This is a genomic window from Pelagibacterium montanilacus (assembly GCF_003992665.1).
GTDB lineage: Bacteria > Pseudomonadota > Alphaproteobacteria > Rhizobiales > Devosiaceae > Pelagibacterium > Pelagibacterium montanilacus.
This window is the reverse complement of sequence record NZ_RZMX01000014.1, coordinates 277,782-304,246: the sequence shown is the minus strand read 5'-3', so window position 1 is coordinate 304,246 and position 26,465 is coordinate 277,782. Positions and strand designations below refer to the sequence as shown.

25 protein-coding genes are annotated in these 26,465 nt (G+C 64.0%); 22 read left to right on the top strand and 3 right to left on the bottom strand.

Translation table 11 applies throughout. From position 1 onward, the window contains the following. The 13 genes from EO136_RS06380 (at position 1) to EO136_RS06320 (ending at position 11,711) form a co-directional block, all read left to right on the top strand. Positions 1 to 180, top strand: a complete 180-nt coding sequence (locus EO136_RS06380; RefSeq protein ID WP_127143622.1) for a DUF4169 family protein — start codon at positions 1 to 3, stop codon at positions 178 to 180. 109 nt (positions 181 to 289) lie between these two features. Further along, positions 290 to 655, top strand: a complete 366-nt coding sequence (locus EO136_RS06375; RefSeq protein WP_127143621.1) for a PRC-barrel domain-containing protein — start codon at positions 290 to 292, stop codon at positions 653 to 655. A 141-nt stretch (positions 656 to 796) separates the two neighbouring features. Next, entirely contained in the window at positions 797 to 2,071 is a 1,275-nt protein-coding gene (gene eno, locus EO136_RS06370; RefSeq protein WP_127143620.1) for a phosphopyruvate hydratase, read from the top strand. A 111-nt stretch (positions 2,072 to 2,182) separates the two neighbouring features. Beyond that, positions 2,183 to 2,500 carry an FtsB family cell division protein gene (locus EO136_RS06365; protein ID WP_127143619.1) on the top strand — a complete coding sequence of 106 codons (318 nt, stop codon included), beginning with the start codon at positions 2,183 to 2,185 and terminating at the stop codon, positions 2,498 to 2,500. 198 nt (positions 2,501 to 2,698) lie between these two features. Further along, the gene (gene pdhA / locus EO136_RS06360) at positions 2,699 to 3,736 is read left to right on the top strand and encodes a pyruvate dehydrogenase (acetyl-transferring) E1 component subunit alpha (RefSeq protein ID WP_127143618.1); all 1,038 of its coding nucleotides are present in this window, start codon (positions 2,699 to 2,701) and stop codon (positions 3,734 to 3,736) included. 25 nt (positions 3,737 to 3,761) lie between these two features. After that, positions 3,762 to 5,168 (top strand): pyruvate dehydrogenase complex E1 component subunit beta, encoded by a 1,407-nt coding sequence (locus EO136_RS06355; RefSeq protein WP_127143617.1) that lies wholly within the window; start codon positions 3,762 to 3,764, stop codon positions 5,166 to 5,168. Positions 5,169 to 5,181: 13 nt separating this feature from the next. Next, positions 5,182 to 6,603, top strand: coding sequence for a pyruvate dehydrogenase complex dihydrolipoamide acetyltransferase (locus tag EO136_RS06350; RefSeq protein WP_127143616.1), 1,422 nt, complete (start codon positions 5,182 to 5,184; stop codon positions 6,601 to 6,603). 10 nt (positions 6,604 to 6,613) lie between these two features. Next, positions 6,614 to 7,252 carry an SGNH/GDSL hydrolase family protein gene (locus tag EO136_RS06345; protein ID WP_127143615.1) on the top strand — a complete coding sequence of 213 codons (639 nt, stop codon included), beginning with the start codon at positions 6,614 to 6,616 and terminating at the stop codon, positions 7,250 to 7,252. Positions 7,253 to 7,324: 72 nt separating this feature from the next. Then, positions 7,325 to 8,764: a dihydrolipoyl dehydrogenase gene (gene lpdA / locus EO136_RS06340; protein WP_127143614.1), complete on the top strand. Its 1,440-nt coding sequence runs from the start codon at positions 7,325 to 7,327 to the stop codon at positions 8,762 to 8,764. A gap of 31 nt (positions 8,765 to 8,795) precedes the next feature. After that, complete coding sequence (locus tag EO136_RS06335) at positions 8,796 to 9,860, top strand: Gfo/Idh/MocA family protein (protein WP_127143613.1); 1,065 nt, start codon at positions 8,796 to 8,798, stop codon at positions 9,858 to 9,860. Between the two features lie 153 nt (positions 9,861 to 10,013). After that, positions 10,014 to 10,265, top strand: coding sequence for a GlsB/YeaQ/YmgE family stress response membrane protein (locus tag EO136_RS06330; protein ID WP_127143612.1), 252 nt, complete (start codon positions 10,014 to 10,016; stop codon positions 10,263 to 10,265). A gap of 52 nt (positions 10,266 to 10,317) precedes the next feature. Next, complete coding sequence (gene lipA / locus EO136_RS06325; protein ID WP_127143611.1) at positions 10,318 to 11,274, top strand: lipoyl synthase; 957 nt, start codon at positions 10,318 to 10,320, stop codon at positions 11,272 to 11,274. Further along, positions 11,271 to 11,711: a type II toxin-antitoxin system RatA family toxin gene (locus EO136_RS06320; protein WP_127143610.1), complete on the top strand. Its 441-nt coding sequence runs from the start codon at positions 11,271 to 11,273 to the stop codon at positions 11,709 to 11,711. Before lipA ends, EO136_RS06320 begins: the two co-directional genes overlap by 4 nt. Here the strand turns inward: EO136_RS06320 and EO136_RS06315 are convergent. Together EO136_RS06315 and EO136_RS06310 are read right to left on the bottom strand one after the other, a co-directional pair. Further along, positions 11,702 to 12,196 carry a CinA family protein gene (locus EO136_RS06315; protein ID WP_127143609.1) on the bottom strand — a complete coding sequence of 165 codons (495 nt, stop codon included), beginning with the start codon at positions 12,194 to 12,196 and terminating at the stop codon, positions 11,702 to 11,704. The two genes, EO136_RS06320 and EO136_RS06315, sit on opposite strands and share 10 nt — an antisense overlap. Beyond that, positions 12,193 to 13,395 carry a bifunctional 2-C-methyl-D-erythritol 4-phosphate cytidylyltransferase/2-C-methyl-D-erythritol 2,4-cyclodiphosphate synthase gene (locus EO136_RS06310; RefSeq protein ID WP_127143608.1) on the bottom strand — a complete coding sequence of 401 codons (1,203 nt, stop codon included), beginning with the start codon at positions 13,393 to 13,395 and terminating at the stop codon, positions 12,193 to 12,195. Before EO136_RS06310 ends, EO136_RS06315 begins: the two co-directional genes overlap by 4 nt. Before the next feature lie 167 nt (positions 13,396 to 13,562). On the opposite strand from EO136_RS06310, the gene dusB reads away from it, so the two are divergent. From dusB to hflX, 9 genes are all read left to right on the top strand, one after another. Further along, positions 13,563 to 14,561, top strand: a complete 999-nt coding sequence (gene dusB, locus EO136_RS06305) for a tRNA dihydrouridine synthase DusB (protein WP_127143607.1) — start codon at positions 13,563 to 13,565, stop codon at positions 14,559 to 14,561. Further along, positions 14,558 to 15,679 (top strand): two-component system sensor histidine kinase NtrB, encoded by a 1,122-nt coding sequence (locus tag EO136_RS06300; RefSeq protein WP_127143606.1) that lies wholly within the window; start codon positions 14,558 to 14,560, stop codon positions 15,677 to 15,679. Before dusB ends, EO136_RS06300 begins: the two co-directional genes overlap by 4 nt. Positions 15,680 to 15,681: 2 nt before the next feature. Continuing rightward, a complete protein-coding gene (gene ntrC, locus EO136_RS06295) occupies positions 15,682 to 17,133 on the top strand; it encodes a nitrogen regulation protein NR(I) (protein ID WP_127143605.1) in 1,452 nt (483 codons plus the stop codon). 162 nt (positions 17,134 to 17,295) lie between these two features. After that, positions 17,296 to 19,620, top strand: coding sequence for a sensor histidine kinase NtrY-like (locus tag EO136_RS06290; RefSeq protein WP_127143604.1), 2,325 nt, complete (start codon positions 17,296 to 17,298; stop codon positions 19,618 to 19,620). Continuing rightward, the gene (gene ntrX / locus EO136_RS06285) at positions 19,620 to 20,999 is read left to right on the top strand and encodes a nitrogen assimilation response regulator NtrX (RefSeq protein ID WP_127143603.1); all 1,380 of its coding nucleotides are present in this window, start codon (positions 19,620 to 19,622) and stop codon (positions 20,997 to 20,999) included. The genes EO136_RS06290 and ntrX overlap by 1 nt, the downstream gene beginning before the upstream one ends. Before the next feature lie 55 nt (positions 21,000 to 21,054). Further along, positions 21,055 to 22,431 carry a Trk system potassium transporter TrkA gene (gene trkA, locus EO136_RS06280; RefSeq protein WP_127143602.1) on the top strand — a complete coding sequence of 459 codons (1,377 nt, stop codon included), beginning with the start codon at positions 21,055 to 21,057 and terminating at the stop codon, positions 22,429 to 22,431. 10 nt (positions 22,432 to 22,441) lie between these two features. Next, entirely contained in the window at positions 22,442 to 23,875 is a 1,434-nt protein-coding gene (locus EO136_RS06275) for a TrkH family potassium uptake protein (protein WP_127143601.1), read from the top strand. Between the two features lie 124 nt (positions 23,876 to 23,999). Next, a complete protein-coding gene (hfq, locus tag EO136_RS06270) occupies positions 24,000 to 24,245 on the top strand; it encodes an RNA chaperone Hfq (RefSeq protein WP_127143600.1) in 246 nt (81 codons plus the stop codon). Beyond that, a complete protein-coding gene (gene hflX, locus EO136_RS06265) occupies positions 24,242 to 25,612 on the top strand; it encodes a GTPase HflX (RefSeq protein ID WP_246018271.1) in 1,371 nt (456 codons plus the stop codon). The genes hfq and hflX overlap by 4 nt, the downstream gene beginning before the upstream one ends. Here hflX and mazG read toward each other — a convergent pair. Next, positions 25,562 to 26,419 carry a nucleoside triphosphate pyrophosphohydrolase gene (mazG, locus tag EO136_RS06260; RefSeq protein WP_127143599.1) on the bottom strand — a complete coding sequence of 286 codons (858 nt, stop codon included), beginning with the start codon at positions 26,417 to 26,419 and terminating at the stop codon, positions 25,562 to 25,564. The genes hflX and mazG overlap by 51 nt on opposite strands. Positions 26,420 to 26,465: the final 46 nt, after the last annotated feature.

The window sequence follows — 26,465 nt, the reverse complement described above, 5'->3', positions numbered from 1 at the left end:
ATGGGTGATCTCGTCAACCTTCGTCAGGTGCGTAAACGCAAGGCGCGGGAGGAACGGGAAACCGAAGCGTCCGCCAACCGCACGCGGTTCGGGCGGACGCGTGCGGAGCGCGAACGGGAGGACGCGGCGCGCAAGCGCGCCCTCGATCACATCGAAGGTCACCGGCGCGACGAGAGCTAGCCGGGCCAGCGACACCGAACCCCAATGCGACCATTGGCCCGGGCAAGGGAACAACACACGGGGCCGCTCGTTGGACACGCATCAACGCCACATAGAAAGGCAGATGCTCATGCCCACCACTTCTGGACACACCACCTCCATTCGCGCCACCCGCGCCATCGGGACCGACGTCTACAACATGAACGGCGAAAAGATCGGCAAGGTCGAGGATATCGTTCTCGACAAGCTCGACAACGCCATCATGTTCGCCGTGGTCGGCTTTGGCGGCTTCCTCGGAATGGGCGAGAAATACCACCCGCTTCCGTGGTCGGCGCTCGACTACGCCGAGGACACGGGCGGCTATGTGGTGCCCTATTCCAAGGAAGAGCTCGAAGCCGCACCTGCCGACACGATCAGCGAGCTGACCAAGGATGACGGTCGCGCGGCACGCCAGGAAGCCTACAGCTACTACAAGGTCGACCCCTACTGGCACTGAGAGGCTTAACCCTGACTGATTTTGTGCGGGCGGATCCTTGTGATCCGCCCGTATTATTTTTGTGCCAGCCTCTTTTGTCCGCATCGGACCTTGTCTAGAACGACTGGACTGTCTCCATCAGAGAAACAAGAGGGCTTGCGCATGTCAGCAATCATCGACGTCATTGGCCGGCAGATCTTCGATAGCCGCGGAAATCCAACGGTCGAAGTCGACGTCGTGCTGGACGACGGCAGCTTCGGCCGCGCGGCAGTGCCATCGGGCGCCTCCACGGGCGCACATGAAGCGGTCGAGCTGCGCGACGGCGGCGAGCGCTACATGGGCAAGGGCGTTCTGAACGCCGTGGCCTATGTGAACACCGAAATCGCCAGTGAAATCGAAGGGCTCGATGCCCTGGACCAGATCGATATCGATCGCGCCATGATCGAGCTGGACGGCACCCCCAACAAGAGCCGGTTGGGCGCCAACGCGATTCTCGGCGTGTCGCTCGCCGTCGCCAAGGCGGCTGCGGAGTCGAGTGCGCTGCCGCTCTTCCGCTATATCGGTGGCCCGAACGCCCGCGTGCTGCCCGTGCCCATGATGAACATCATCAATGGCGGCGAGCATGCCGATAACCCCATCGACATCCAGGAATTCATGATCATGCCCGTGGGGGCGGATTCGATTGCCGATGCGGTGCGCATGGGTTCGGAAATCTTCCACACGCTCAAGAAGAACCTGGCCGCCGAAGGCCACAACACCAATGTCGGCGATGAGGGCGGCTTTGCGCCAAACCTCAATTCCACCGAGGACGCCCTGGGCTTCATCATGAAGTCGATCGAGAAGGCCGGATACGCCCCGGGCGAGGACGTTTTCCTCGCGCTCGACTGCGCCTCGACCGAGTTCTTCAAGAACGACCAGTACGACCTCAAGGGCGAGGGCAGGGTGCTCGACTCGGATGAAATGGTGCGTTACCTCGAGGACCTGGCCAACCGCTTCCCGATCATCTCGATCGAGGACGGCATGGCCGAGGACGACTGGGATGGCTGGAAGGCCCTGACGGACGCCATCGGCTCACGCGTGCAACTGGTGGGCGACGATCTGTTCGTCACCAACACCGAGCGGCTGGTCTCGGGCATCAAGATGGGCGTGGCCAACTCGATCCTCGTCAAGGTCAACCAGATCGGCTCGCTGTCCCAGACGCTCGAAGCCGTCGAGACGGCGCACAAGGCCTCCTACACCTCGGTCATGTCGCACCGCTCGGGCGAGACCGAGGATTCGACCATCGCCGACCTCGCGGTTGCGCTCAACTGCGGTCAGATCAAGACCGGGTCGCTGGCCCGTTCGGATCGGCTGGCCAAGTACAACCAGCTGATCCGCATCGAGGAAATGCTCGGTTCGGCCGCAACCTACGCCGGACGCACCATCCTCAAGGGATAGTGGCCGTCCTCTCGCAAAAGGGAGCCGACCGCACCGCGCGGTCGGCAACCACTCCTTAAGCATGACCGGTGCATAAGAGGTCTGTCTGCCGACACGCCGAGCCCATGCCCCATGCCCACCCGCGTCAAACGCCCGTCACTCGTTCTGAAGCTGGCCACCACGGCAGTGCTCGTCGGGTTTCAGGTCTATCTCGCCTATCACCTGCTTCATGGCGCTTACGGCATCGAAAGCCAGGCCGAGATGATCGCCGAGCTCGAGATTCTCGAAGCCCGCCAGGCCTCGCTCGCGGCGGAGACCCAATCCTATGAGCACCGCATCGCGCTGTTCGATCCGGCCCGGCTGGACCCGGACATCCTGACCGAGCGCGCCCGCGAAATGCTGGGGCTCGTCCACGCCCGCGACATTCTCATCACACCCGACGCGGATTAACCGAAGACCGGTTATTGTGACGTCTTAACTCCAGATTAGTTAAGCAACCGCAGTGGCGGAAATGCGGGGGGTTGGCCCGCATTCGCCGCACGCGCAGTGTCATTTGCACGTGGGGACAACACGTCTATGATGCCGCCATCCTGATCGTGTCCGCCGCCAGGGGCAGCGGACCCCGTGAGCTTTGTCTGGAGATCCCGCATGGCGCGAAAAGCTGCCGCCGCAAAAAGCCCGGCGAAAAAAGAAACCACGAGCAAGTCCGGCTCGAACGCTCCCGAGTTCAGCAAGGACGAAGAGCTCGAGGCCTTCCGCGAGATGCTTCTCGTCCGGCGGTTCGAGGAAAAGGCCGGGCAGTTGTATGGCATGGGTCTGATCGGGGGCTTCTGCCACCTCTATATCGGACAGGAAGCCGTTGTGACTGGAATCACCATGGCCAGCCGCAAGGGCGAGGACGCCCAGATCACGGGCTACCGCGACCACGGACACATGCTCGTCATGGGGCTCGACCCCAAGGGTGTTATGGCCGAGCTGACCGGGCGCCAGGGCGGCCTGTCCAAGGGCAAGGGCGGATCGATGCACATGTTCTCCAACGAGCACCGCTTTTACGGCGGCAACGGCATCGTTGGCGCGCAGGTCAGCCTGGGGACCGGGCTCGCCTTCGCAGCCAAGTACCGCGGTGAGGACACGGTTTCGCTGACCTATTTCGGTGACGGCGCCGCCAACCAGGGCCAGGTCTACGAGAGCTTTAACATGGCCAAGCTCTGGAGCCTGCCGGTCGTCTACGTGATCGAGAACAACCAGTACGCCATGGGCACGTCCGTCGCGCGCTCCGCCGCCACAACCGACCTCTCCCAGCGCGGGCGATCCTTTGACATCCCTGGCGAGCAGGTGGACGGCATGGACGTTCGCCAGGTGCGGGACGCCGCCGAACGCGCCATCGAGCACGCCCGTTCGGGCAAGGGGCCCTATATTCTCGAGATGCTGACCTATCGCTACCGCGGGCACTCCATGTCGGACCCTGCCAAGTACCGCTCCAAGGACGAAGTGACGTCCATGCGGTCCGAGCGTGATCCCATCGAGCAGGTGCGCAAGCGCATCCTCGAGAACGACTACGCGAGCGAGGACGATCTCAAGGAGATCGAGAAGGAAGTCCGGGCCATCGTTACCGAGGCCGCCGACTTCGCCACCAATGATCCCGAGCCGGAAGCCTCCGAGCTCTACACCGACATTCTGCAGTAAAGCGCCGGCAGGGAGATAGATTGCGATGCCAACCGATATTCTGATGCCAGCGCTCTCGCCCACGATGGAAGAGGGCACGCTGTCCAAGTGGCTGGTCAAGGAGGGCGACAAGGTCGGCCCCGGCGACGTTCTGGCCGAGATCGAGACCGACAAGGCGACAATGGAAGTCGAAGCGGTCGATGAAGGGACCATCGGCAAGATCTTCGTGGCCGAAGGCACCGAAGGGGTGAAGGTCAACACACCCATCGCTGCGCTGATCGGGGAAGACGAGGATCCCGCGGAGGTGCCCGAGCCGGAGATCGGGCCCGACGAGCCCAAGGAATCCGAAAAGCCCGGCGCCGACGAGGAGGTTGCGGCCAAGTCCCAGCCGACCACCAAGTCCGTCGATGCCCCTGCGGCCCCCCAGTTCAAGCCCGCCGACGATCCCGATATCCCCGACGATGTCGAGATGGTCACCACGACCGTGCGCGAAGCCTTGCGCGACGCCATGGCCGAGGAAATGCGCGCGGACGGCGACGTTTTCGTGATGGGTGAGGAAGTGGCCGAGTATCAGGGGGCCTATAAGGTCACCCAGGGGCTGCTCCAGGAATTTGGCGCCGAACGCGTCATCGATACCCCGATCACCGAGCACGGCTTCGCCGGTCTGGGCGTGGGAGCGGCGTTCGCCGGGCTCAAGCCGATCGTGGAGTTCATGACCTGGAACTTCGGCATGCAGGCCATCGACCAGATCATCAACTCGGCCGCCAAGCAGCTCTATATGTCCGGCGGGCAGGTCAAGGCACCCATCGTCTTCCGGGGCCCCAACGGCGCGGCAGCGCGCGTGGGCGCCCAGCACAGTCAGGACTATTCGGCCTGGTACAGCCATGTGCCCGGCCTGATCGTCATCGCGCCCTATACCGCCGCCGACGCAAAGGGCCTGCTCAAGGCCGCGATCCGCAATCCCAACCCCGTCATCTTCCTTGAAAACGAGATTCTGTACGGATCGAGCGGCGATGTGCCCAAGATGGACGATTTCGTTCTGCCCATCGGCAAGGCCCGTGTGGCCCGCAAGGGCAAGGACGTGACCATCGTCTCGTACTCGATCGGCATGCGCTACGCGACCCAGGCCACCGAAAAGCTCGTGGCCGCCGGCGTCGACGTGGAACTGATCGACCTGCGGACCCTTCGCCCCATGGACATCGACACCGTGGTCGAGAGCGTCAAGAAGACCGGGCGCTGCGTGACCGTGGAGGAAGGCTGGCCCCAGGGCAGCATCGGATCGGAAATCTCGGCGCGGCTGATGGAAAAAGCATTCGACTATCTCGATGCGCCGGTGACCCGGGTGACAGGCAAGGACGTGCCCATGCCCTATGCGGCCAACCTCGAGAAGCTCGCGCTGCCCAACGTGGACGAAGTCATCGCGGCGGTGAACGCCGTCACCTACCGCAGCTAGGGGAGGGTCGAGAATGCCCGTCAACATCACCATGCCCGCCCTTTCCCCCACCATGGAGGAGGGCACGCTCGCCAAATGGCACGTCAAGGAGGGCGACACCGTTTCGTCCGGTGACGTCATCGCCGAAATCGAGACCGACAAGGCGACCATGGAGGTCGAGGCGGTCGACGAGGGCACCATCGGCAGGATTCTCGTCGACGAGGGCGCCGAGAACGTCAAGGTCAACGCCGTGATCGCCATCCTGCTCGAGGAGGGCGAGAGCGCCGACGACATCGACGCCGCGGCTCCCGAGCCCAAGGCCGGGAAAAAGGCTGAAAAGCCTGCCGACGACGACAAGCCCGAATCCAAGGCGGATGCCAAGGACGCGGACAAGTCCGAAAAGCCAGCGGCCGATGCAAAGGCCTCGGACGAGCCGGCACCCCAGGCGCCCAGATCCAACGCCACGCCCGAGATCGCGCAGGGCCGCGAGCCCTCCAAGGGCGCAGGCCCGGCACCGACCAGGGACGGGGAACGCATATTCTCCTCGCCGCTCGCACGGCGCCTCGCCAAGGACGCGGGGATCGACCTTGCAGCGGTAAAGGGCACGGGCCCCAAAGGCCGGATCGTCAAGGCCGACATCGAGAAGGCACAAAAGGATGGCGGCGCGGCCGCGAAGCCTTCGGCTGCACCGTCGGCCAAGGCCATGCCTTCGGGGCTCGGTCGGGATCAGGTTCTGGCCATGTACGAGGAGGGCACCTACGACCTCGTGCCCGCTGACGGCATGCGCAAGACGGTCGCCGCACGGCTGACCGAATCCAAGCAGACCGTGCCGCATTTCTATCTCACGCTCGACTGCCGGATCGACAACCTGATGGCCGCGCGCGCCGAGATCAACGCTTCGGCCCCCAAGGACAAGGACGGCAAGCCGGCCTATAAGCTCTCAGTCAACGACTTCATCATGAAGGCCTGGGCCCTGGCGCTTCAGCGCGTGCCGCAGGCCAATGCCACCTGGGCGGGGGACTCTATCCTTTATCATCACCGCTCGGACGTGGCCGTGGCGGTCGCGGTGCCCGGTGGGCTTTTCACGCCCGTGGTCAAATCCTGCGACACCAAATCGCTGCGCGAGATCTCAGAAGCGGTCAAGGATCTGGCCACACGTGCGCGCAACAAGAAGCTGGCGCCGCACGAATATCAGGGCGGGGCGTCGTCGGTGTCCAATCTGGGCATGTACGGCATCAAGCACTTCAGCGCGGTCATCAATCCGCCACACGGCACGATCCTGGCTGTCGGCGCGGGTGAGGAGCGGGTCTATCCCGAGAACGGGGAGATCAAGACGGGCACGTTCATGACCGTCACGCTCTCGTGCGACCACCGCTCGGTGGACGGGGCGCTGGGGGCCGAACTGCTCTCGGCCTTCAAGCAGCTCATCGAAACCCCCGTCATGATGCTGGCCTAGGACGGTCGCCATGAAGACCATCCTCGCCTTTGGCGACAGCCTGACGTTCGGGTCGGACGCGGAGTCCGGAGGCCGGCACCGGTTCGAGGACCGCTGGCCGACCCGGCTCGAAGCCGGGCTGGCAGGCTCGGCGCGTGTGATCGCGGAAGGGCTGGGCGGGCGCACCACGGCGTTCGATGACTGGAGCGCAGCGGGTGACCGCAATGGGGTTCGGCTGTTGCCGACCCTGCTCAACAGCCACAAGCCGCTCGATCTCGTGGTAATCATGCTGGGCACCAACGATCTCAAGACCCATCTGTGTGGCACGGCGCACGGCGCCTCTCAGGGGATGAAACGCCTGGTCGAGATCGTCCGCACCCATCCCTATGGCGAGGACATGCCCGTGCCGCAGGTGATGATCGTGGCACCGCCCCATGCGGTCCAAACCGACGAGCCGGATTTCACGGCCATGTTCGGCGAGCGGATCGCCGAATCTCATCGGTTCGCAGAGCATTACGCGCGGGTGGCCGAGCAGACGGGCGCGGCGTTCTTTGATGCCGCCACCATCGCCACGGCCACGCCGCTCGATGGCGTGCATCTGGATGCGGCCAACACACGCGCAATCGGCGACGCGCTCGCGCCGCTTGTAAGCAGAATTCTCGGGCTTTAGAGCGCATGGGCAGGCTGGCGGAGCGATCTGCCGGCGCACCGGGCGCCACAATGAAACGCAAGAGGTAAGCCAATGGCGGATCAGTACGATATCATCGTGATCGGCGCGGGGCCGGGTGGCTACATCGCAGCCATCCGCGCGTCCCAGCTCGGGCTCAAGGCCGCCGTGGTCGAACGCGAGCACATGGCGGGCATCTGCTCGAACTGGGGCTGCATTCCCACCAAGGCGATGCTGCGCTCGGCCGAAGTCTATGGCCACATGGCGCACGCCAAGGATTACGGACTCAAGGCCGACTCGTTTGATTTCGATATCGCCGATATCGTCAAGCGTTCGCGCGGAATTGCCGGCCGGATGAACGATGGCTGCCAGTTCCTGATGAAGAAGAACAAGGTGGACATCATCTGGGGCGAAGCCGCGATCACCAGGCCCGGCGAGATCAAGGTTTCCGCGACCAAGAAAAAGCCGGTCGAGCCCCAGCACCCCAAGCCCAAGAACACTCTGGGCGAAGGCACCTACAAGGCCAAGCACATCATCGTCGCCACCGGCGCTCGTCCGCGCGTTCTGCCGGGCATCGAGCCGGACGGAGATCGGATCTGGACCTATTTCGAGGCACTCAAGCCCGAAAAGATGCCAAAGTCGGTCGCCGTCATGGGCTCGGGCGCCATCGGCATCGAGTTCGCCTCGTTCTACCGCTCCATGGGCGCGGACGTGACGGTCATCGAGCTGCTGCCGCAGATCATGCCGGTCGAGGACGCGGAAATCGCAGGGCTCGCCCGCAAGCGGCTGGAAAAACGCGGCATCGAGATCCTCACCGAGGCCAAGGTGTCCAAGGTCGACAAGTCCAAGACAGGCGTTACCGCCCATGTCGAGCTCAAGGATGGCAAGTCCAAAGAGATCAAGGCCGAAGTCCTGATCTCGGCCGTGGGCGTGCAGGCCAATTCCGAGGATCTCGGGCTCGAAAAGGCCGGGGTCAGGGTCGAGAAGGGCATCATCGTCGTCGACGGGCACGGGCGCACCAATGTCGAGGGCATCTGGGCCATCGGTGACGTCGCCGGACCGCCCATGCTGGCCCACAAGGCCGAGCACGAGGCAGTGGTGGCGGTCGAGACCATCGCGGGCAAGACGGTGCACGGGCTCGACAAGAGCAAGATTCCGGGATGCACCTATTGCGAGCCGCAGGTGGCCAGCGTCGGCCTGACCGAAGCCAAGGCCAAGGAGCAGGGCCGCGACATCCGCGTGGGCCGATTCCCGTTCGTGGGCAATGGCAAGGCCATCGCGCTCGGGGAGCCCGACGGGCTGGTGAAGACGATCTTCGACAAGAAGACCGGGGAGTTGCTGGGCGCACACATGGTAGGCGCTGAAGTCACCGAGCTGATCCAGGGCTTCGTTGTCGCGATGAATCTCGAGACCACCGAGGAAGAGCTGATGCACACCATCTTCCCGCACCCCACCCTGTCGGAAACGATGAAGGAAAGCGTTCTGGACGCCTACGGTCAGGCGCTCAACATCTGAGCCGCCGGTTTTCGAACGCAAGGGACGCAGCATGGTCAAGGCAATACAGGTCGGGCTCGGCCATTGGGGACTCTCGTGGTCGCTGGAGGTGATTCCGCATGTGGATCGCGTCGAGACGGTGGCCTATGTGGATTCCAACCCCGAGGCGCTTTCGCGCTTGCGCAGTGAACTGGGCGTGCCGGAATCGGCCTGCTTTACAAGTCTCGAGGAGGCGGCCAAGGCCGTCGATGCGGAACTGGTGATCGCGACGCTGAGGACCGAGGCGCATTACCCCGTTGTCATGGACGCGCTCAAGCGGGGCTACCACGTCATCGTGGAAAAGCCCTTCGCCTCGAGCCTTGCGGAAGCCGCGCAGATGGTCGCCAAGGCCAATGAGCGGGATCGCATTCTGATGGTCAGCCAGAATTACCGCTTCCAGCCGGCGCCGCGCGCGGTCGCGAAAATGGTCGCCGAAAGCGCTCTAGGCGAGGTCAACATGGTCTCGCTCGACTTCCGCAAGCACGCGCCCTCGATCGGCTATCGCTACTGGGAAATGCCCGACCCGCTGCTGGCGGACATGGCCATCCACCATTTCGACCTTCTGCGCATGGTGCTGGGGGACAACCCCCGGCGGGTTTCGTGTCGCACCTGGAACACCACCGACAGCAAGTTCGTCCATCATCCGGTCGGAGTGGCCACGATCGAGTTCGACAAGGGCACGGTGGTCAGCTACCGCGGCTCCTGGATGAGCGGCGCGCCCGACACCCCGTGGTCGGGGGAGTGGTCCATGGACTGTTCGGACGGCGAGATCTGGTGGTCGTCCCGCGACCAGAGGCCTGACGGCGACCACCCGGACCGGCTCGAGGTGACCCTTCTCGGCAAGGAAAAGCAATCTGTGCCGCTTCCCGAGCTGGACCTGTCCGACCGGATGGGCACGCTCGACGCCGTCGCCCGAGCGATCGCGGAAGGGCAGGGGCCCGATTATTTCAGCTCGGGCGCAGACAACCTCATGAGCCTGGCGCTCGTCGAAGCCACGGTGCTGTCCGCATCGCGCGGCGGCGAGTGGATCGAGATCGCAGATCTCGTCGCCGCGGCGCGGGCGGCCGGCACGCCTTGACGCGGAGGGTTCGGGGCTCGATATCTAGAGCATATTTTGTTCTGATTGAATCAGAACAGGGGCTCTGAATTTTTGATTTGTCGCGTTTCCGAACCGGAAAAGTAATTCCACTTTTTCTGGAAACGCTCCAGGGCAACTGAAAAAGGGCATGACATGGACGGCAAGACAATTATCGTTTTCCTGCTCGTGGGTCTGGTGGCAGGCTTTCTGGGCAGCCTGATCGCCGGCGGCGCGGGCGGGCTGATCGGCTATCTGCTGGCCGGTATTCTCGGCTCGTTCGTGGGCGGCTATCTGTTCTCTGCCCTCAACATCAATCTCAAGCTGGGCAGTCCGATCGTCACCCAGATCATCACGTCCACGGTCGGTGCGGTGATCGTCATCGTCATCGCCCGTCTCATCACCTGACAAGGAGTCCGGCGATCAGGGTCATACCGATCGCCGTTCCAGGACATATCCCATGGTCACATTGCTCGACACCGCCGGCAGGGCGCAACCGCGCCATCCCGAAAAGGCCAATAGGCCCGAAACGGAAATGCTGCGCAAGCCAGACTGGATCAGGGTCAAGGCCCCCGGCTCGGCCGTCTATCGCGAGACAAAGGAGATCGTGCGCAAGCACAATCTCGTGACGGTCTGCGAGGAAGCGGGCTGTCCCAATATCGGGGAGTGCTGGTCCAAAAAGCACGCCACCATGATGATCATGGGCGAAATCTGCACCCGCGCCTGCGCCTTTTGCAACGTGCGCACCGGGATGCCGACCGCGCTCGATCCCGATGAGCCCGAGAATGTCGCCAAGGCTGTCGAAAAGCTGGAGCTCAACCACGTGGTGATCACCTCGGTGGACCGGGACGACCTGCCCGATGGCGGTGCCCAGCACTTCGCCGACGTGATCCGCGCGATCAGGGCCCGCACCCCCGGCACCACCATCGAGATTCTCACCCCCGACTTCCTGCGCAAGGAAGGGGCGCTCGAGATCGTCGTGGCGGCCAGGCCCGACGTCTTCAACCACAACCTCGAGACCGTCCCGTCGAACTACCTCACGGTGCGGCCCGGCGCGCGGTACTATCACTCGATCCGGCTGCTCGAGCGGGTCAAGGAACTCGATCCCCAGATGTTCACCAAGTCCGGGATCATGGTCGGGCTGGGTGAAACCCGCAACGAAGTGCTCCAGCTCATGGACGATCTGCGGGTCGCGGATGTGGATTTCCTGACCATCGGTCAGTATCTCCAGCCCACGCGCAGGCACCACAAGGTAGATCGGTTCGTCACCCCCGAAGAGTTCAAGTCCTACGCGACCATCGCACGGACAAAGGGCTTCCTTCTGGTGTCGTCCAGCCCGCTGACGCGGTCTTCCCACCACGCCGGCGAGGACTTCGCCAATCTGCGGGCAGCAAGGCAGGCCAAGCTCGGTTCATGATGAAGCGCAGTTTCGAGCGCCACGTTCCCCATTCGCCCCAGCAGATGCTCGATCTGGTGGCCGATGTGGAGAGCTATCCGCGTTTCATTCCCCATTGTCATCGCATGGACGTGACCCGCTCCCCATCGGCGCCCGACACGCGCTTTGACGCGCGCATGCACATCCGGTTCGGTCCGATCTCCCAGGCCTATACCAGCGCGATCGCGGTCGCCCCGGAGGCGATGACGCTCGCGGCACGGGCCACCGACGGCCCGTTCAGCCATCTCGACAGCCTGTGGCGCTTCGAGCCCGAAGGGCAGGGGAGCCACATCCGGTTCGATATCGATTTCAGGATCGCCAATCCGCTGATCCGCTCTGTCGCAGAGCCGGCGTTCGCGGCCAAGCAGGATGAGATCGTGGACGCCTTCGTCGCCGAAGCGGCCCGCCGCTACGGCTGAATCGCGCCGATCAGCATCTCGAGCGCAAACCGCACCGTCTCCTCGCGCACCGCGTCCCGCCCGATATCCCCGAAGCGCTGCTCGGCATGCTCGGTACCCACTGGTCCCGCGACGGCGAAATGAACGAGGCCGATGGGCTTGTCCTCGGACCCGCCACTCGGCCCGGCGATGCCCGTGACTGCCACGGCGTAATCCACCTGCGCGGTCGCCCGCGCGCCCTCGGCCATCATGCGGGCGACAGGCGCACTCACGGCGCCATGCACCTCGATCAGGCTCTCTTCTACGCCAATCATCGCGATCTTGGCGCGGTTGTCATAGGTGACATAGGCGCCAAAAAACGGCACCGATGAGCCCGGCACCGCCGTTATCGCACCCGAGATCAACCCACCCGTGCAGCTCTCCGCGCTGGCCAGGGTAACGCCCCGCTCGGTGGCCAGAAGCACGAGATTACGGGCGATTTCAGCGATATCTCTTGGCGCGTTCATGTGTCGTCTCCGGGAAGTTCAATGCTTGCCATGGCCTGGGCCGCGATGCCCTCGCGCCGCCCGGTAAAGCCCAATTGCTCGCTGGTTGTGGCCTTGACCGCCACGCGCGACACAGCAATCCCCGCGATCTCGGCGATCCGCTCGCGCATGGCCATGACGTGCGGGTTGATCCTGGGCGCTTCGCAGATCACCGTGCAGTCGAGATTGACGATGCGCCCGCCGCGCGCCCGCACCCGCTCGGCGGCGTGGGCGAGAAAGAGGCGCGAATCCGCGCCTTTCCACTGGGGGTCCGATGGCGGGAAATGATGGCCGATATCGCCCTCGGCCAGGGCGCCATAGAGCGCGTCCGAGAGGGCATGGAGCACCACATCGGCGTCCGAATGCCCCTTGAGCGCTGCGTCATGGGGAATGGCGACATTGCCGAGAATGACCTCTTTGCCCTCCGCGAAGGCATGGACGTCATATCCGGTCCCGATACGGGTTTCCATGGTCCGGTCTCCGGCCAGAATGCGCTCTGCGCGCGGGAAGTCTTCAGCGAGCGTGACCTTGATGTTCCGGGTCGAGCCCTGCGCCAGCACGATCTTGAGGTTGGCCCATTCGGCCACCGCCGCATCGTCGGTAAAGCCGTCCGTCATGGTCACGGCCTTGCGGTGAGCGCCCAGGATCCGGGAGAAGCGGAAGCCCTGCGGGGTCTGTGCCGCAAAGAGCTGCGTCCGGTCCTCGGTGCCCCCGATCGTCTTGCCGTCGAGCGAGCGCTTGATCGTATCCGTCACCAGGGTGGCGGGAATTGCGCCGTCCGCGGTCTCGAGCGCGTCGAGGACGGCCCCCACAACGCTTTCCTCCACGATGGGGCGCGCGCCGTCGTGGATCAGAACGAAGTCGGGCGCATAGGGCTCCAGCGCCTCAAGCCCCGCAAGGCAGGACAACTGCCGCGTCGTGCCGCCAGAGACCGGCTCCAGCAGTTTGGGATGCGAGAGCCCCATGGCCGAGAACATCTCGTGATGATCCCCGCCGATCACCGGCAGGACGGCATCCACCCTTTCCATGTTCAAAAAGGCTTCGAGCGTCCGGGCCAGCAAAGGCTTTGCGGCCAGCGCGCGGTACTGCTTGGGCGTGTCATGAGCATCGCCTGCGCGCGCACCGCGACCGCCTGCGACAACAAGCGCTACCGTCTTGTAAACTGGATTGGATATGGACATCTGGCACCATGGATCAACCAACGCGACCTCTAATGCCGATTGCGCATCGAGACAAGGTCAGCAATACTGACTTTCGCAAGCCGATCCCTTTTCAGGCATTGAACTTGCTGCAGTTTTGATTAATGTAGCGCCATCGTAGGTCCTCTGAACAGATTTGAGGCAAGTGATTGTCCGAGACTGCCTGCGCAATAAGCATAGGCAATGTCCGCGTGTCCAATCGCGCATTTCTTGCGCCGATGGCGGGCATCACCGATCGTCCGATGCGGGACCTCGCAGCCCGCTTCGGCGCCGGGCTCGTCGTATCCGAAATGATCGCGAGCGCAGCCCTGGTCACCGGCCATGCCGACATGCTGCGCAAGACCCATCGCTCCACGGGCCTGCCCCATATCGTCCAGCTCGCCGGCTGTGAGGCCGAGTGGCTGGCCATCGGCGCGCGCATTGCGCGCGATGCCGGGGCGCAGGTCATCGACCTCAACATGGGCTGCCCGTCCAAGCGCGTGACCAATGGGTATGCCGGCTCGGCGCTGATGCGGGTGCCCGACCAGGCCCTTGCGCTGATCGAAGCGACGGTGGCGGCCACCGATCTGCCCGTGACGGTCAAGATGCGGCTCGGCTGGGATGACGAAAGCCTCAACGCGCCTGCGATAGCACGCAGCGCTCAGGACGCCGGGGCACAGATGGTGACCGTGCACGCACGGACGCGCCAGCAATTTTACAAGGGCGAGGCGCGCTGGGAGCGGGTGCGGCCGGTCGTCGATGCGGTTTCCATTCCCGTCGTGGTCAATGGCGACATCGTCTCGGCCGAGACCGCGCGAGAGGCTCTCGACCAGTCCGGAGCGGACGCTGTGATGATCGGGCGCGGCGCGCAGGGCCGCCCCTGGGCCGTCGGCCAGATCGGCGCCGTGCTAGAGGGCAGGGCGCCACTGCCCGCCCCGGGCGGCGACGACCTGCAAGCGCTCGTGGCCGAGCACTACCAAGCCATGCTCATCGAATACGGAACGGAACTGGGCGTGCGCGTCGCGCGCAAGCATATCGGCTGGTATCTCGATGCACTCGACGTGCCCGCCTCGACGCTGCGGCGCTCCATCATGACGGCCGACGCGCCGGCAGACGTGCTCGCCATGCTGCCTCAAGTTCTGTCGGAATCCTGGAGATCTGCTGCATGAGCGCCGCCCTGGATACGTCCATCACCCTGCACACCGCCATCCTGCAGTCGCTGCCCCAGCCGGTGATCGTCTGCGGGGAAGACATGTCGATCATCTTCACCAATTATGCCGCCGAATCCTTTTTCCAGGCGTCGGCCAGCATTCTTGCCCGCCAGAAGCTCTCGGACTTCATCGCATTCGGCTCCCCGATCCTGGCGCTGATCGAATCCGTCGCAACGCGACACGCGCCGATGATCGAATATCGCGTGCATATCGGCACCTCGCGGACCCATGAGGACCGCATCGCCGACGTGTATGCCAGCCCCATTCCCGAACTTGAGGGATATGTCGCGCTCATCTTCCAGGAGCGCACCATGGCCGACAAGATCGACCGCCAGCTCGTCTCCCGGGGTGCGGCGCGCTCGGTGACGGGCCTTGCGGCCATGCTCGCCCATGAAATCAAGAATCCGCTCTCGGGCATTCGCGGCGCCGCCCAGCTTCTCGAGCAGGCGGCAATCGGCGACGACCGGGTGCTGGCCCGCTTGATCCGCGACGAGACCGACCGGATCGTCGAGCTCGTGGATTCCATGGAAGTGTTCGGCGACGACAGGCCAGTGGACCGCAAGCCGATCAATATCCATGTGATCCTCGAGCGGGTGAAACTGCTCGCCGCCAACGGCGTGGCGCGTGGGGTGACCTTTTCGGAGGACTACGACCCCAGCCTCCCGCCGGTGCTCGGAGATAGGGACCAACTCATCCAGGTGTTCCTGAATCTCATCAAGAACGCCTCAGAAGCCCTTGAACGAATATCGAAACCCGAGATCAAGATCATGACGGCGTTCCGGCCCGGCATCAGGATCAGCGTCTCGGGCGTCAGCCAGCGCATCTCCTTGCCGCTGGAAATCGTTATCGAGGACAACGGACCGGGCGTGCCATCGGACATCCTGCCGTTCCTGTTCGATCCGTTCGTGACGACCAAACTGTCCGGCTCGGGGCTCGGGCTCGCGCTCGTGGCCAAGATCGTGGGCGATCATGGGGGAGTGATCGACTGCGAATCCAGACCGGGCCGGACCCGCTTCAGAATCCTCTTGCCCGTCGCCCGGGCCGAGCACACCCACGCCACCGATCCCCAAGAGTAAACATGTCCACGCAAACCATTCTGCTCGCCGACGATGACGCCGCAATCCGGATGGTCCTCAATCAGGCGCTTTCCCGCGCCGGATACGAGGTCCGGCCCACCGGCAACATATCGACCATGTGGAACTGGATTTCCCGCGGGGAGGGCGATCTGTTGATCACCGACGTGTCCATGCCGGACGGCAACGCGTTCGATGTGATGCCGAAGATCAAGAAGATGCGCCCCGAACTCCCGATCGTCGTCATGAGCGCGCAGAACACGTTCATGACCGCGATCAGGGCGTCGGAGCTCGGCGCGTATGAATATCTGCCCAAGCCTTTCGACATCACCGAGGTGCTGGCCGTGGTGGGTCGAGCGCTGGCCGATGCGCGCCGGCCACCACGTCCGGAGGGGCGTGGGGAAGATCCAAACGACAACATGCCGCTGGTCGGGCGCTCCGCGGCCATGCAGGACATCTACCGCGCGCTGGCCCGCCTTATGCAGACCGACCTTTCGGTCATGATCACCGGTGAGAGCGGAACCGGCAAGGAACTGGTCGCCAAGGCGCTGCACAATTTCGGCAAGCGCAAGAACGGGCCGTTCGTGGCGATCAACATGGCCGCAATTCCACGCGATCTGATCGAGGCGGAGCTGTTCGGACACGAGAAGGGCGCTTTCACCGGCGCCACGACCCGGTCATCGGGCCGGTTCGAGCAGGCCGAGGGCGGAACGCTGTTTCTCGACGAAATCGGCGACATGCCCATGGACGCCCAAACGCGGCTGCTCCGCGTCCTTCAGGAGGGCGAGTACACCATGGTCGGAGGTCGTACCGCGATCCGCACCGACGTCCGCATCGTCGCGGCGACGCACCGCGACCTCAGCCAACTGATTAGACAGGGCCTGTTTCGGGAAGACCTTTACTACCGCCTCAACGTGGTCCCGATCCGTCTGCCGCCGCTCCGCGAGCGCATCGACGACGTGCCGGATCTGGCGGCAAGCTTCCTCAAGACGGCCCAGCGCGACGGCGAACCGCCAAAGGTCATCTCGCCCGAGGCCATGCGGGTGATGCAGCAATATCACTGGCCCGGCAATGTGCGCGAGCTCGAGAATCTGGTGAGGCGACTGTCGGCCCTTTATGCGGACGAGACAATCTCCATCGAGATCGTGCAGAACGAGCTCAACCTTGCGGATCGCGGCTCCTTTCCGGCGCAGTCCGGTGCCGTCGATATCAGCACAGTGATCGAGAGCGAACTGGCCGAGCTGTTCCGTGAATACGAGCCCAACCTGCCGCCTCCCGGAGTCTATCAGCGCGTCATCGACAAGGTGGAGGTGCCGCTTCTCTCCACTGTGCTCAATCTGTGCGGGGGCAACCAGATCAAGGCAGCCGAGCTCCTGGGCCTGAACCGCAATACCCTCCGAAAGAAGGTGCGCGGACACGGCATCGAGATCGTAAAGCATTCCCGGCACCTCGGATAACGCGCGTGTGGCAGGGCGAAAGTTGATGGCCTTGTCCCGGGGCAGGGGCGCACTGTCACATTTGGGCAACAATTATCTTGAACCAAGGGCACAGTTCAGCCAGACTCGGCCTCAAGACGGGGGGAGGCCGCATTCGAAGGGGGCCGCCGCAAGGCAGGTGAAATGACAAAAGCAGTCCCCAGTGCGATGGGTCCGGCCGCCGGTGCCGGGCCGCCCGGCAGTTCACTGTTCCAGAACAATCGGCTGATCCGGCAGATCGGCTTCGTGATCGTGTTGCTGGCCGTCGTGGTCGCATCGTCCTCGTTCCTCGTGATGAGCGGGGCGACCGACATTGAGCCGGCGCCGGAAGTCTGGACGCTGATCTGGATCGCCAATGCGGTGCTGATCGCGCTGGTCATTGCGCTGGTGCTCACCGAAATCGTCATGCTCGTTCAGGCGAGGATCAAGAAGCAGGCCGGCGCACGCCTGCAGGTCCGAATCGTCGCGATGTTCGCGATCATCGCGGCGGGCCCGGCCTTCATCGTCGCCGTCGTTGCCACCATCGCGCTCAACCAGGGGCTGGACCAGTGGTTCTCCGAGCGCACGCGCTCGATGGTCGAAAGCTCGCGGCTGGTCGCCCGATCCTACATGCTCGAACACGCTCATGTGCTTCGCGGGGACATCGTCTGGGTTGCTGAAGAGCTCGAGGCTTCGCGCGATTCCTACGAACTCGATCAGGTCCGTTTCCAGCGGATCCTGACCGCGCTCGCCACGACACGATCGCTCCCGTTCACCAGCCTCGTCGATGGCGAAGGCAACATGGTCATGCGGGCCCAGATCAATGTGCAGGGCGCGGCCCCGAGCGTCCCCGATGACGTCATCGCCGCCACCGAGGTCGGTGTGCCGACGCTGATCGCTCCAGGCGCGGGAAACCTCGTCGGCGCCGTCGTCGGGCTGCGCGGATACGAAGACCTGTTCCTTTTCGTCGCGCGGCCGGTCGATCCCGAAGTGCTCGAGTATGTGCGACTGACCGACGAGAACATCACCGAGTACCGGCTTTACGATTCCAACCGGCTGGTGTTCCAGATCACCTTCACGCTGATGTATGTGGGCGTGGCCTTCGTCTTCCTGCTCGCTGCCCTCTGGATCGGTATCGCGCTGGCCAACGGTCTCGTGGACCCGATCCGCAACCTGATGATCGCGTCCAACAGGGTATCGGACGGCGATCTCGATGTGCGGTTGCCGGTGCCCGAGAGGGGCGGGGACCTGCACGACCTCGCGGTGCGGTTCAACAAGATGACCCAGCAATTGCGCTCCCAGCGCGACGCGCTCATCGCCGCCAGCCGAACCAACGAACAGAGGCGCCAGTTCACCGAGGCCGTCGTGGAAGGGGTCTCCGCCGGGATCATAGGGCTTGACGCCTTCGGGCGGATCACGCTTGTGAACTCCCGTGCGTGCGAGGCGCTGGGCCGGGACGAGATCGAGTTGATGAACCAGGAACTGATCGGCACCGCTCCCGAACTCGCCGGCATCATGGAGCGCGCGCAATCGGTGCGCCGGGGCCGCATACAGGATCAGATCCAGCTTTCATCGGGCTTCGATCGCAGGACCTATCAGGTCCGGCTGACCCGCGAAGGCACAATGACCGAATCCAAGGGGTTCGTGATCACCCTCGACGATATCACCGAACTGGTGGCCGCCCAGCGCAACAGCGCATGGGCAGACGTGGCGCGCCGGATCGCCCATGAGATCAAGAACCCGCTGACACCCATCCAGCTCTCCGCTGAACGCCTCCGCCGCCGCTACGGCAGCAAGCTGACCGACGACGCCGAAGTGTTCGACAAGTGCATCTCGACGATCGTCAGACAAGTCGGAGACATCGGCCGAATGGTCGACGAGTTCTCCTCGTTCGCCCGCATGCCGTCCGCGGCCATGGTCCGCGCCGACCTGACCGACACGATCCGCCAGGCGGTGTTCCTCGAAAGCGTTCGCCAGCCCGCGATCGAGATCGAAGCCCGCTTGCCTGACGACGTCATATGGGCCCATTTCGACACGCGCCTGATTTCACAGGCACTGACAAACCTGATCAAGAATTCCGTGGAAGCCATTGAATCAGAAGGACTCGATACGATGGAGAGCCCTCGGGTCATTGTCTCCACCGAACTGCATGGTGACGAAGTGGTCGTGGCAGTAAGCGATAACGGCAAGGGCTGGCCCGCGGAAAACCGGCACCAGCTTCTCGAGCCCTACATGACGACCCGCGAGAAGGGCACCGGCCTCGGCCTTGCAATTGTCGCAAAGATCGTCGAGCAGCACGGTGGCAAAATTGACCTTCGCGACTCCGAACCCGATGCCAATGGCAGGGTCGGGGCATGCTTTGCGTTCACACTTCCGTTGCAGGCCAGCGCCATACAGAATCCGGAGTCCCGGGCAGAGCGGTCGGCGGACGGAAACGAACAATCCGATCAAAGGGAGGCATCGCGCGTAGCCGCGATGGCAATCAAGTAATGGCTCGTGACATCCTGATTGTCGACGACGAAGAGGATATCCGCGAACTCATCGCAGGCATTCTCGAGGACGAAGGCTACGAACCCCGACAGGCCTCCGACGCGGATTCCGCGCTCCAGGAGATCGCGCGGCGCCGACCCAATCTCGTGTACCTGGACATATGGATGCAGGGGTCGCGGCTCGACGGCCTGCAACTCCTCGACATGCTCCAGGCCGATCACCCCGATCTTCCCGTGGTGATGATCTCCGGGCACGGCAATGTCGAAACCGCCGTCTCCGCAATCCAGCGGGGCGCGTACGACTATATCGAGAAGCCCTTCAAGATCGACCGGCTGCTCCTGATCACCCAGCGGGCGATCGAAGCCTCCAAACTGCGCACCGAGGTCGCGGACCTCAAGGAGCGTTCCGGAGGCGTGGAGTCCGAACTGGCGGGCGTATCGCCGGCCATCGGACAGGTCCGCTCCCTGATCGAGAAGTCCGCAGGCACGCGCTCGCGGGTCTTCATCTCGGGCCCGGCGGGAACCGGCAAGGGCCTGTGCGCCCGGCTGCTTCACCTCAAGAGCCCGCGCGCCAACGGCCCGTTCATCGAGATCAACGCCGCCCTTTACGCCCCCGACGAGATCACCGCAGTGCTGTTCGGCCGGGAGAACCGGGACAAGTCCGGCTTGCGCACGGAAGTCGGCGCCCTCGAGCGGGCCCATGGCGGCACGCTGCACCTTTCCGAGGTAACAGCACTGCCGCTCGAGGCGCAGGTCAGCCTGCTGCGAGCCCTTGTCGAGAACCGCTTCACGCGGATCGGCGGGGCAGGGCCGGTTCCCGTGGACGTGCGCATCATCTCCTCGAGTTCCCAGAACATTTCCGGGCTGGTGGAGGAGGGGCGCTTCCGGTCCGACCTTTTCCACAGACTGTCGGTGGTGCCCATTGTGCTCACCGCCCTGCGCGAGCGGCGCGAGGACATCCCCTCGCTGGTAAACCTCTTTGTCTTTCAGCTTTCGCGCATGCACAATCTGCCGCGCTTCGTGCTCGGCGAGGACTCGATCGCGGTGCTTCAGGGCCAGGACTGGCCCGGCAATGCGCGCCAGCTCCGCAACGCCATCGAGCGGCTGCTGATCCTGGTGCGCGATCTCAAGCCCATGGACGGGGTCATCACCGCATCGATGCTGCCCCCCGACATTTCAGAGGTGCTGCCCACCATCGGCGACGCCGATACCTCATCGCACCTGATGAGCCTGCCGCTTCGTGACGCCCGCGAAGTGTTCGAGCGCCAGTACCTAATCGCCCAGATCGAACGGTTCGGGGGCAACATCTCCAAGACGGCGGAATTCGTCGGCATGGAGCGCAGTGCCCTTCATCGGAAGATAAAATCCCTCGGACTTTAGCCGGCCCTTCCGGCATGTTATCGCTGGTCACGACGACCGGCGCAGGAGATTCCCAATGCGCGTAATCATTTGCGGGGCCGGGCAGGTCGGGTACGGCATCGCCGAGCGCCTGTCGGCCGAAGGCAACGAGATTACCGTCATCGACAGCAACCCCGCGCTGGTTCAGCGTGTGCGTGATACGCTCGATGCCAGGGGTATCTCCGGCCACGGCTCGCACCCGGACGTCCTGGCCCAGGCAGGCGCCCGTGACGCCGACATGCTCATTGCGGTGACCCAGGTCGATGAAGTGAACATGACCGCCTGCCAGGTCGCCCATTCGATCTTCGAAGTGCCCACCCGGATCGCCCGCATTCGCTCCCAGTCCTACCTCAACCCCGAATGGCGGAACCTCTTTTCGCGCGAGCACCTGCCCATCGACGTCATCATCTCCCCTGAAGTGGAGGTTGGCGACCTCATCTTGCAGCGCATGGCCTATCCTGGGGCCAATGAGATCATCACCTTCGAGGACGAGCAGGTGATCGTGATCGAAGTGGACGTACGCGAGGACTGCGCGGTGGTCGACACGCCGCTGCGGCACCTCACCGACCTTTTCCCCAACCTGCAGGCCACCGTCATGGGTGTGCGCCGCGACGGGGAGATGCGCGTTCTCCACTCCCATGAGCACCTCCTGGCCGGGGACCAGGCCGTGGTGGCCGTGTCGCGCGACCAGGTCAGCCGCGTCCTCGGCCTGTTCGGGCGCGACGAGGATCCTCCCTCGCGGATCGTGATCGCCGGCGCGGGCAATGTCGGCCGCTACGTCGCACAACAGATCGAAGAGCAGGGCAATGCGGCCTCGGTGCGCATCATCGAGAGCAACCGCGACAATGCCCAGGCCGCAGCTGAGGCGCTCAACCGCTCGATCGTCGTGTTCGGCGACACGCTGCAGGCCGAAATCCTGCGCGAAGTCGACGTGCGGGACGCCCACATGTTCCTTGGGCTCACCAATGACGACCGCACCAACATCCTTTCCTCGGTCCTCGCCAGCGAAATGGGATGCCGGGCCAATATCGCGCTGGTCAACCAGGGCCACTATCCTCGCATAGCCCGCCGGCTCGGGGTCGACGCCTTCATCAATCCCCGTTCGGTGACCGTGTCCAAGGTTCTGCGCCACGTCCGGCGCGGCCGCATCCGCGGGGTCTATACCCTCGCCAACGGCGCTGCCGAGCTGCTGGAGGCCGAAGCGCTCGAGACCTCGACGCTGGTCGGCGTGCCGCTGCGCGATTTCGCGGTGCCCGATGGCGTGCGCATCGGCGCGATCGTGCGTGGGAACAAGGCCATCATGCCGACCGGGGACACCGTGGTCCGCGCCGGGGATTTCGTGATCGTGTTTGCGCTTGCAGCGAACCTGCGCCAGGTCGAAAAGATGTTCAGGGTTAGCATCGACTTCTTCTGAGGAATTCGTATTGCCGACCACAGCCATCCTGTCAGCCATCGTCTTTGCGGTCTTTGCGGCCGGCATGACCCTGCCGGCCGCCGCGGCGGTCATCGAGGGCAATTGGCGTGTCTTCGAGGCGATCGTGCTGGTCGCAGCGCTCTATGCCTTCGTCTCCAGCATCACGATCATGGCATTGCGCTCGCGAGCGCGCACGCTCAACCGCGCGGGCATATTCGCCGCGGCCGTCGTGGTGTGGCTATCGCTCGTCGCGGCTGCCACGCCGGTGTTCGTGCTGCTCGAAGGGCAGGGGTTGGTGCCCGCGCTCTTTGAGGCCAGCTCCGCCGCCGTAACGCTGGGGGTAGCGCTCAAGCCGCCGCAGGACATTTCCGTGGCAATGGGCGTCTACCGCGCAACCGTGGCCTGGCTTGGTGGCCTCCTGACCCTGCTTCTGGCCGTGTATGTGATGGGTCCCTATCAGGTGGGCGGCACGCCCAACGCGCAGTTGCGCCTTGTCCAGCACGCGCGCACCGAGACAGACCCGCGCATCTGGCGCACCTTCACCGCCGTGCTCTGGCCCTATGCCGCGCTGACCGCGCTCTGCGCGTTGATACTCGTCATACTTCGGGTCCCGCCCGACATCGCCGTGCCGCTTTCGCTGGGGCTGCTCTCCACGAGCGGCTTTGTTCCGCATGAAAGCGGGGCAAGCGTGCTCACCAACACAGGCGCCGAACTGGTGATGATGGTGTTCATGGTCATTGGCGCCACCTCGATCGTCTGGCACCGGATGATCGTTGCGCGGCGCTGGTCCATGGCCCGGGAGCAAACCGAGGGCACTCTGTTTCTCACGAGCTTTGCCGCGCTTCTGGCGATCGTCCTGCTCGTTTCGCTGTTCATCCCGCATCCGACCTTCGAGGGCTGGCGCAAATCGTTCAGCTTCGCGTTCGATACGGTCTCGATCCTCACCACCACGGGGATCACCCATGACAGCCGCGTGGGCGTGGTGCTGCCGCTCGAGGTCATCCTGCTCATCATCTTCATGGGCGGCTGCTCGTATTCGACCGCGGGCGGGATCAAGTTCTTCCGAATCGCGACGATGCTTCAGCACCTCGCCAACGAACTCAACCGGCTCGTCTATCCCAGCGCCTTGCTGCGCGACGACGTCCAGTACGACGAGCGGCCCCGCGAGATCGCCAAGGCTGTCTGGAGCACGTTCTTTCTCGCCATCCTGACACTGACCGTATCGGTGCTGCTGTTTGCCGCTCAGGGTCTGGAACTGCCCCAGGCGGCGGCGCTTGCCAGCGGGTCGTTCGCGCAGGTCGGCAACGTCGTGGCCTCCGCGCTTCCCGCACCGGGAACGGCACCGGTGCCGGACTCCATGCTGCTTTCGATCTCGGCGGTGGCGCTGGTCGCGCGGATCGAGATACTCGTGGTGCTCGCGGCGCTTACCGGAAATCGCCGGTAGGCAGGTGCAACTTGTTGTGCCATAGTTGCGTTGTAAGGCGCGGCTATCGAGCATAGCATCCCATGCTCACGCAGGCCCGGAACACCGGCTGCGTGCGGCGCCGAGGTAAACAAGAGGCCGAAAAATGCCCAATGAAAAGGTGCAGAACCTGCAGGATTCCTTTCTCAATCATGTCCGCAAGCAAAAGGTCCCCGTCACCATCTTCCTGGTGAACGGCGTCAAGCTGCAGGGCGTGATTACGTGGTTCGACAATTTCTGCCTTCTGTTGCGTCGCGACGCACAGTCCCAGCTTGTCTACAAGCACGCGATCTCCACCATCATGCCCGGTGCACCGATCCAGCTGTTTGACCCTGAGAGCAACACCGATTGAATTCTGAAGACGGGAACGCTGAATCCCATGGACGCGGGCGCGAGCTGATCGACCGCGTTATTCACCGTACGCGCGCGGGCGTCGTTACGCCCGACGTCCGTGGCGGGGACACCAAACGCACCGCCGAAGCACGGCACGCCGAATTCGTCTCGCTCGCAGCAGCGATCGATCTCGATCTGCGATTCGATCAGGTGATGCGAGTCCGGGAGGTCAAGCCGGCGACCTATCTCGGCGGCGGGCAGGTTGAGCAACTCGTCGAGCAGGCCAAGACAGAAGACATCGAACTTCTGCTCGTCGATGCGAGCCTGTCGCCGATCCAGCAGCGCAACCTCGAGCGCGCTGTGGGCGTGAAAGTGCTCGACCGGACCGGCCTCATTCTTGAAATTTTTGGCGAACGCGCGGCTACCCGTGAGGGTGTGCTGCAGGTCGACCTTGCCCATCTCAACTACCAGAAGGGGCGCCTTGTGCGCTCATGGACCCACCTCGAGCGCCAGCGCGGCGGCGGTGGTTTTCTCGGTGGGCCGGGCGAGACGCAGATCGAGTCCGACCGTCGCCAGATCCAGGACCGCATCGTGCTGCTCGAAAAGCGGCTGGAGAAAGTCCGCCGCACCCGACGGTTGCAGCGCGGCCCGCGCGAATCCGTTCCGTTCCCGGTCGTGGCGCTGGTGGGTTACACCAACGCCGGAAAATCCAGCATTTTCAATGCGATGACCGGATCCGGCGTCATGGCGCAGGACCTGCTGTTTGCCACGCTCGACACCACAGTGCGCAAGACCAGGCTACCCCATGGGCGCGACGTTGTGATGTCCGATACCGTCGGGTTCATCTCGGACCTGCCCACCGACCTCGTTGCAGCCTTCCGGGGCACGCTAGAGGAGGTGATCGACGCGTCCGTCATTCTGCACGTGCGGGATATCTCCAATCCCGATCACTCCGCCCAGGCGAGCGATGTTCTCTCGGTGCTCAACGATCTGGGCGTCAGTGGTGAGACTACGCCGATCATTGAGGTCTGGAACAAGATCGACCGGCTGCCGCCCGATGCAGAGGAATCGGGCAGGGGGCTGAGCTCGGTTCGCGCTGTCGGACGCGTAGAGACCACGGTTGCCGTTTCGGCCCTGACCAGCGAAGGGCTTCCACAGCTCTTCGATGCGATCGAGAAGTGCCTCGCCAGGGATTCCCGGCGCTTTTACGTGCTGGTCCCGCACAGCGCCAGTTCGGACACAGGCTGGCTCTACGAGCACACCGAAGTGCTCGAGCGCAGGGAACCCGACGAGAAGGGCACCAGCTTCGTGGTGCGCGTGCTGCCCCGGAACCGCTCAGAGTTTCTCGATCGGTTCGCCGGACGGATCAACGCCATCGAGGGTTGATTTGTGGCGCCGGCGAATCTCGTTCCAATAGCCGTCCAGCCGCTCGAGGCCCGCATCTTCGGCCGCGATGCCGTCGGTCCGGCACCTGTCCTCGACATACTGGAAGCGCCTGACGAATTTGGCATTGGCCTCGCGCAGCGCTGCTTCGGGATCGATGCCGGCATGGCGCGCAAGATTTGCGACCGAGAACAGCAGATCGCCGATCTCCTCGACCTGGGCGCGCTCGTTGCCGCTCTCCATCGCTTCGCGGACCTCCTCGAGCTCCTCGCTGCATTTCCCGATCACCGATGCCGTATCGGGCCAATCAAAGCCTACACGGGCCGCGCGTTTGGCCAGCTTGGAAGCCCGAAGCAGGGCAGGCAGGCCGACGGGCACGTCATCGAGCAGGGAAGGCGGCGTATCCCCGCCCCGGCGTTCCGCCTTGCGCGCCCGCTCTGCCGCCTTGATCGTCTCCCAGCGCGTTTCGCTGGTTGTTGCGGTCCCGGCCTCGTCGTCGCCAAACACATGCGGATGGCGCCGGATCAGCTTTTCGGTGACAGCTAGGATGATGTCGCCGATGTCGAACACGCCGCGCTCGGACGCCATCTGGGCGTGGTACACCGGCTGGAGCAGCAGATCGCCGAGTTCGTCGCGCAGATCCTCATAGTCCTCGCGCTCGATGGCGTCGGCGACTTCATAGGCTTCCTCGATCGTGTAATGCCGGATGGACGCGAAATCCTGCTCGATGTCCCACGGGCAACCCGTCTCGGGATCGCGCAGCCGCGCCATGATCTCAAGAAGCGTGGACAGGTCTCGCGATGGCTGCATGGGAAGCTCCGGTGGCTGAGTGAGACGGAAATGCTGAGTCGGTTGG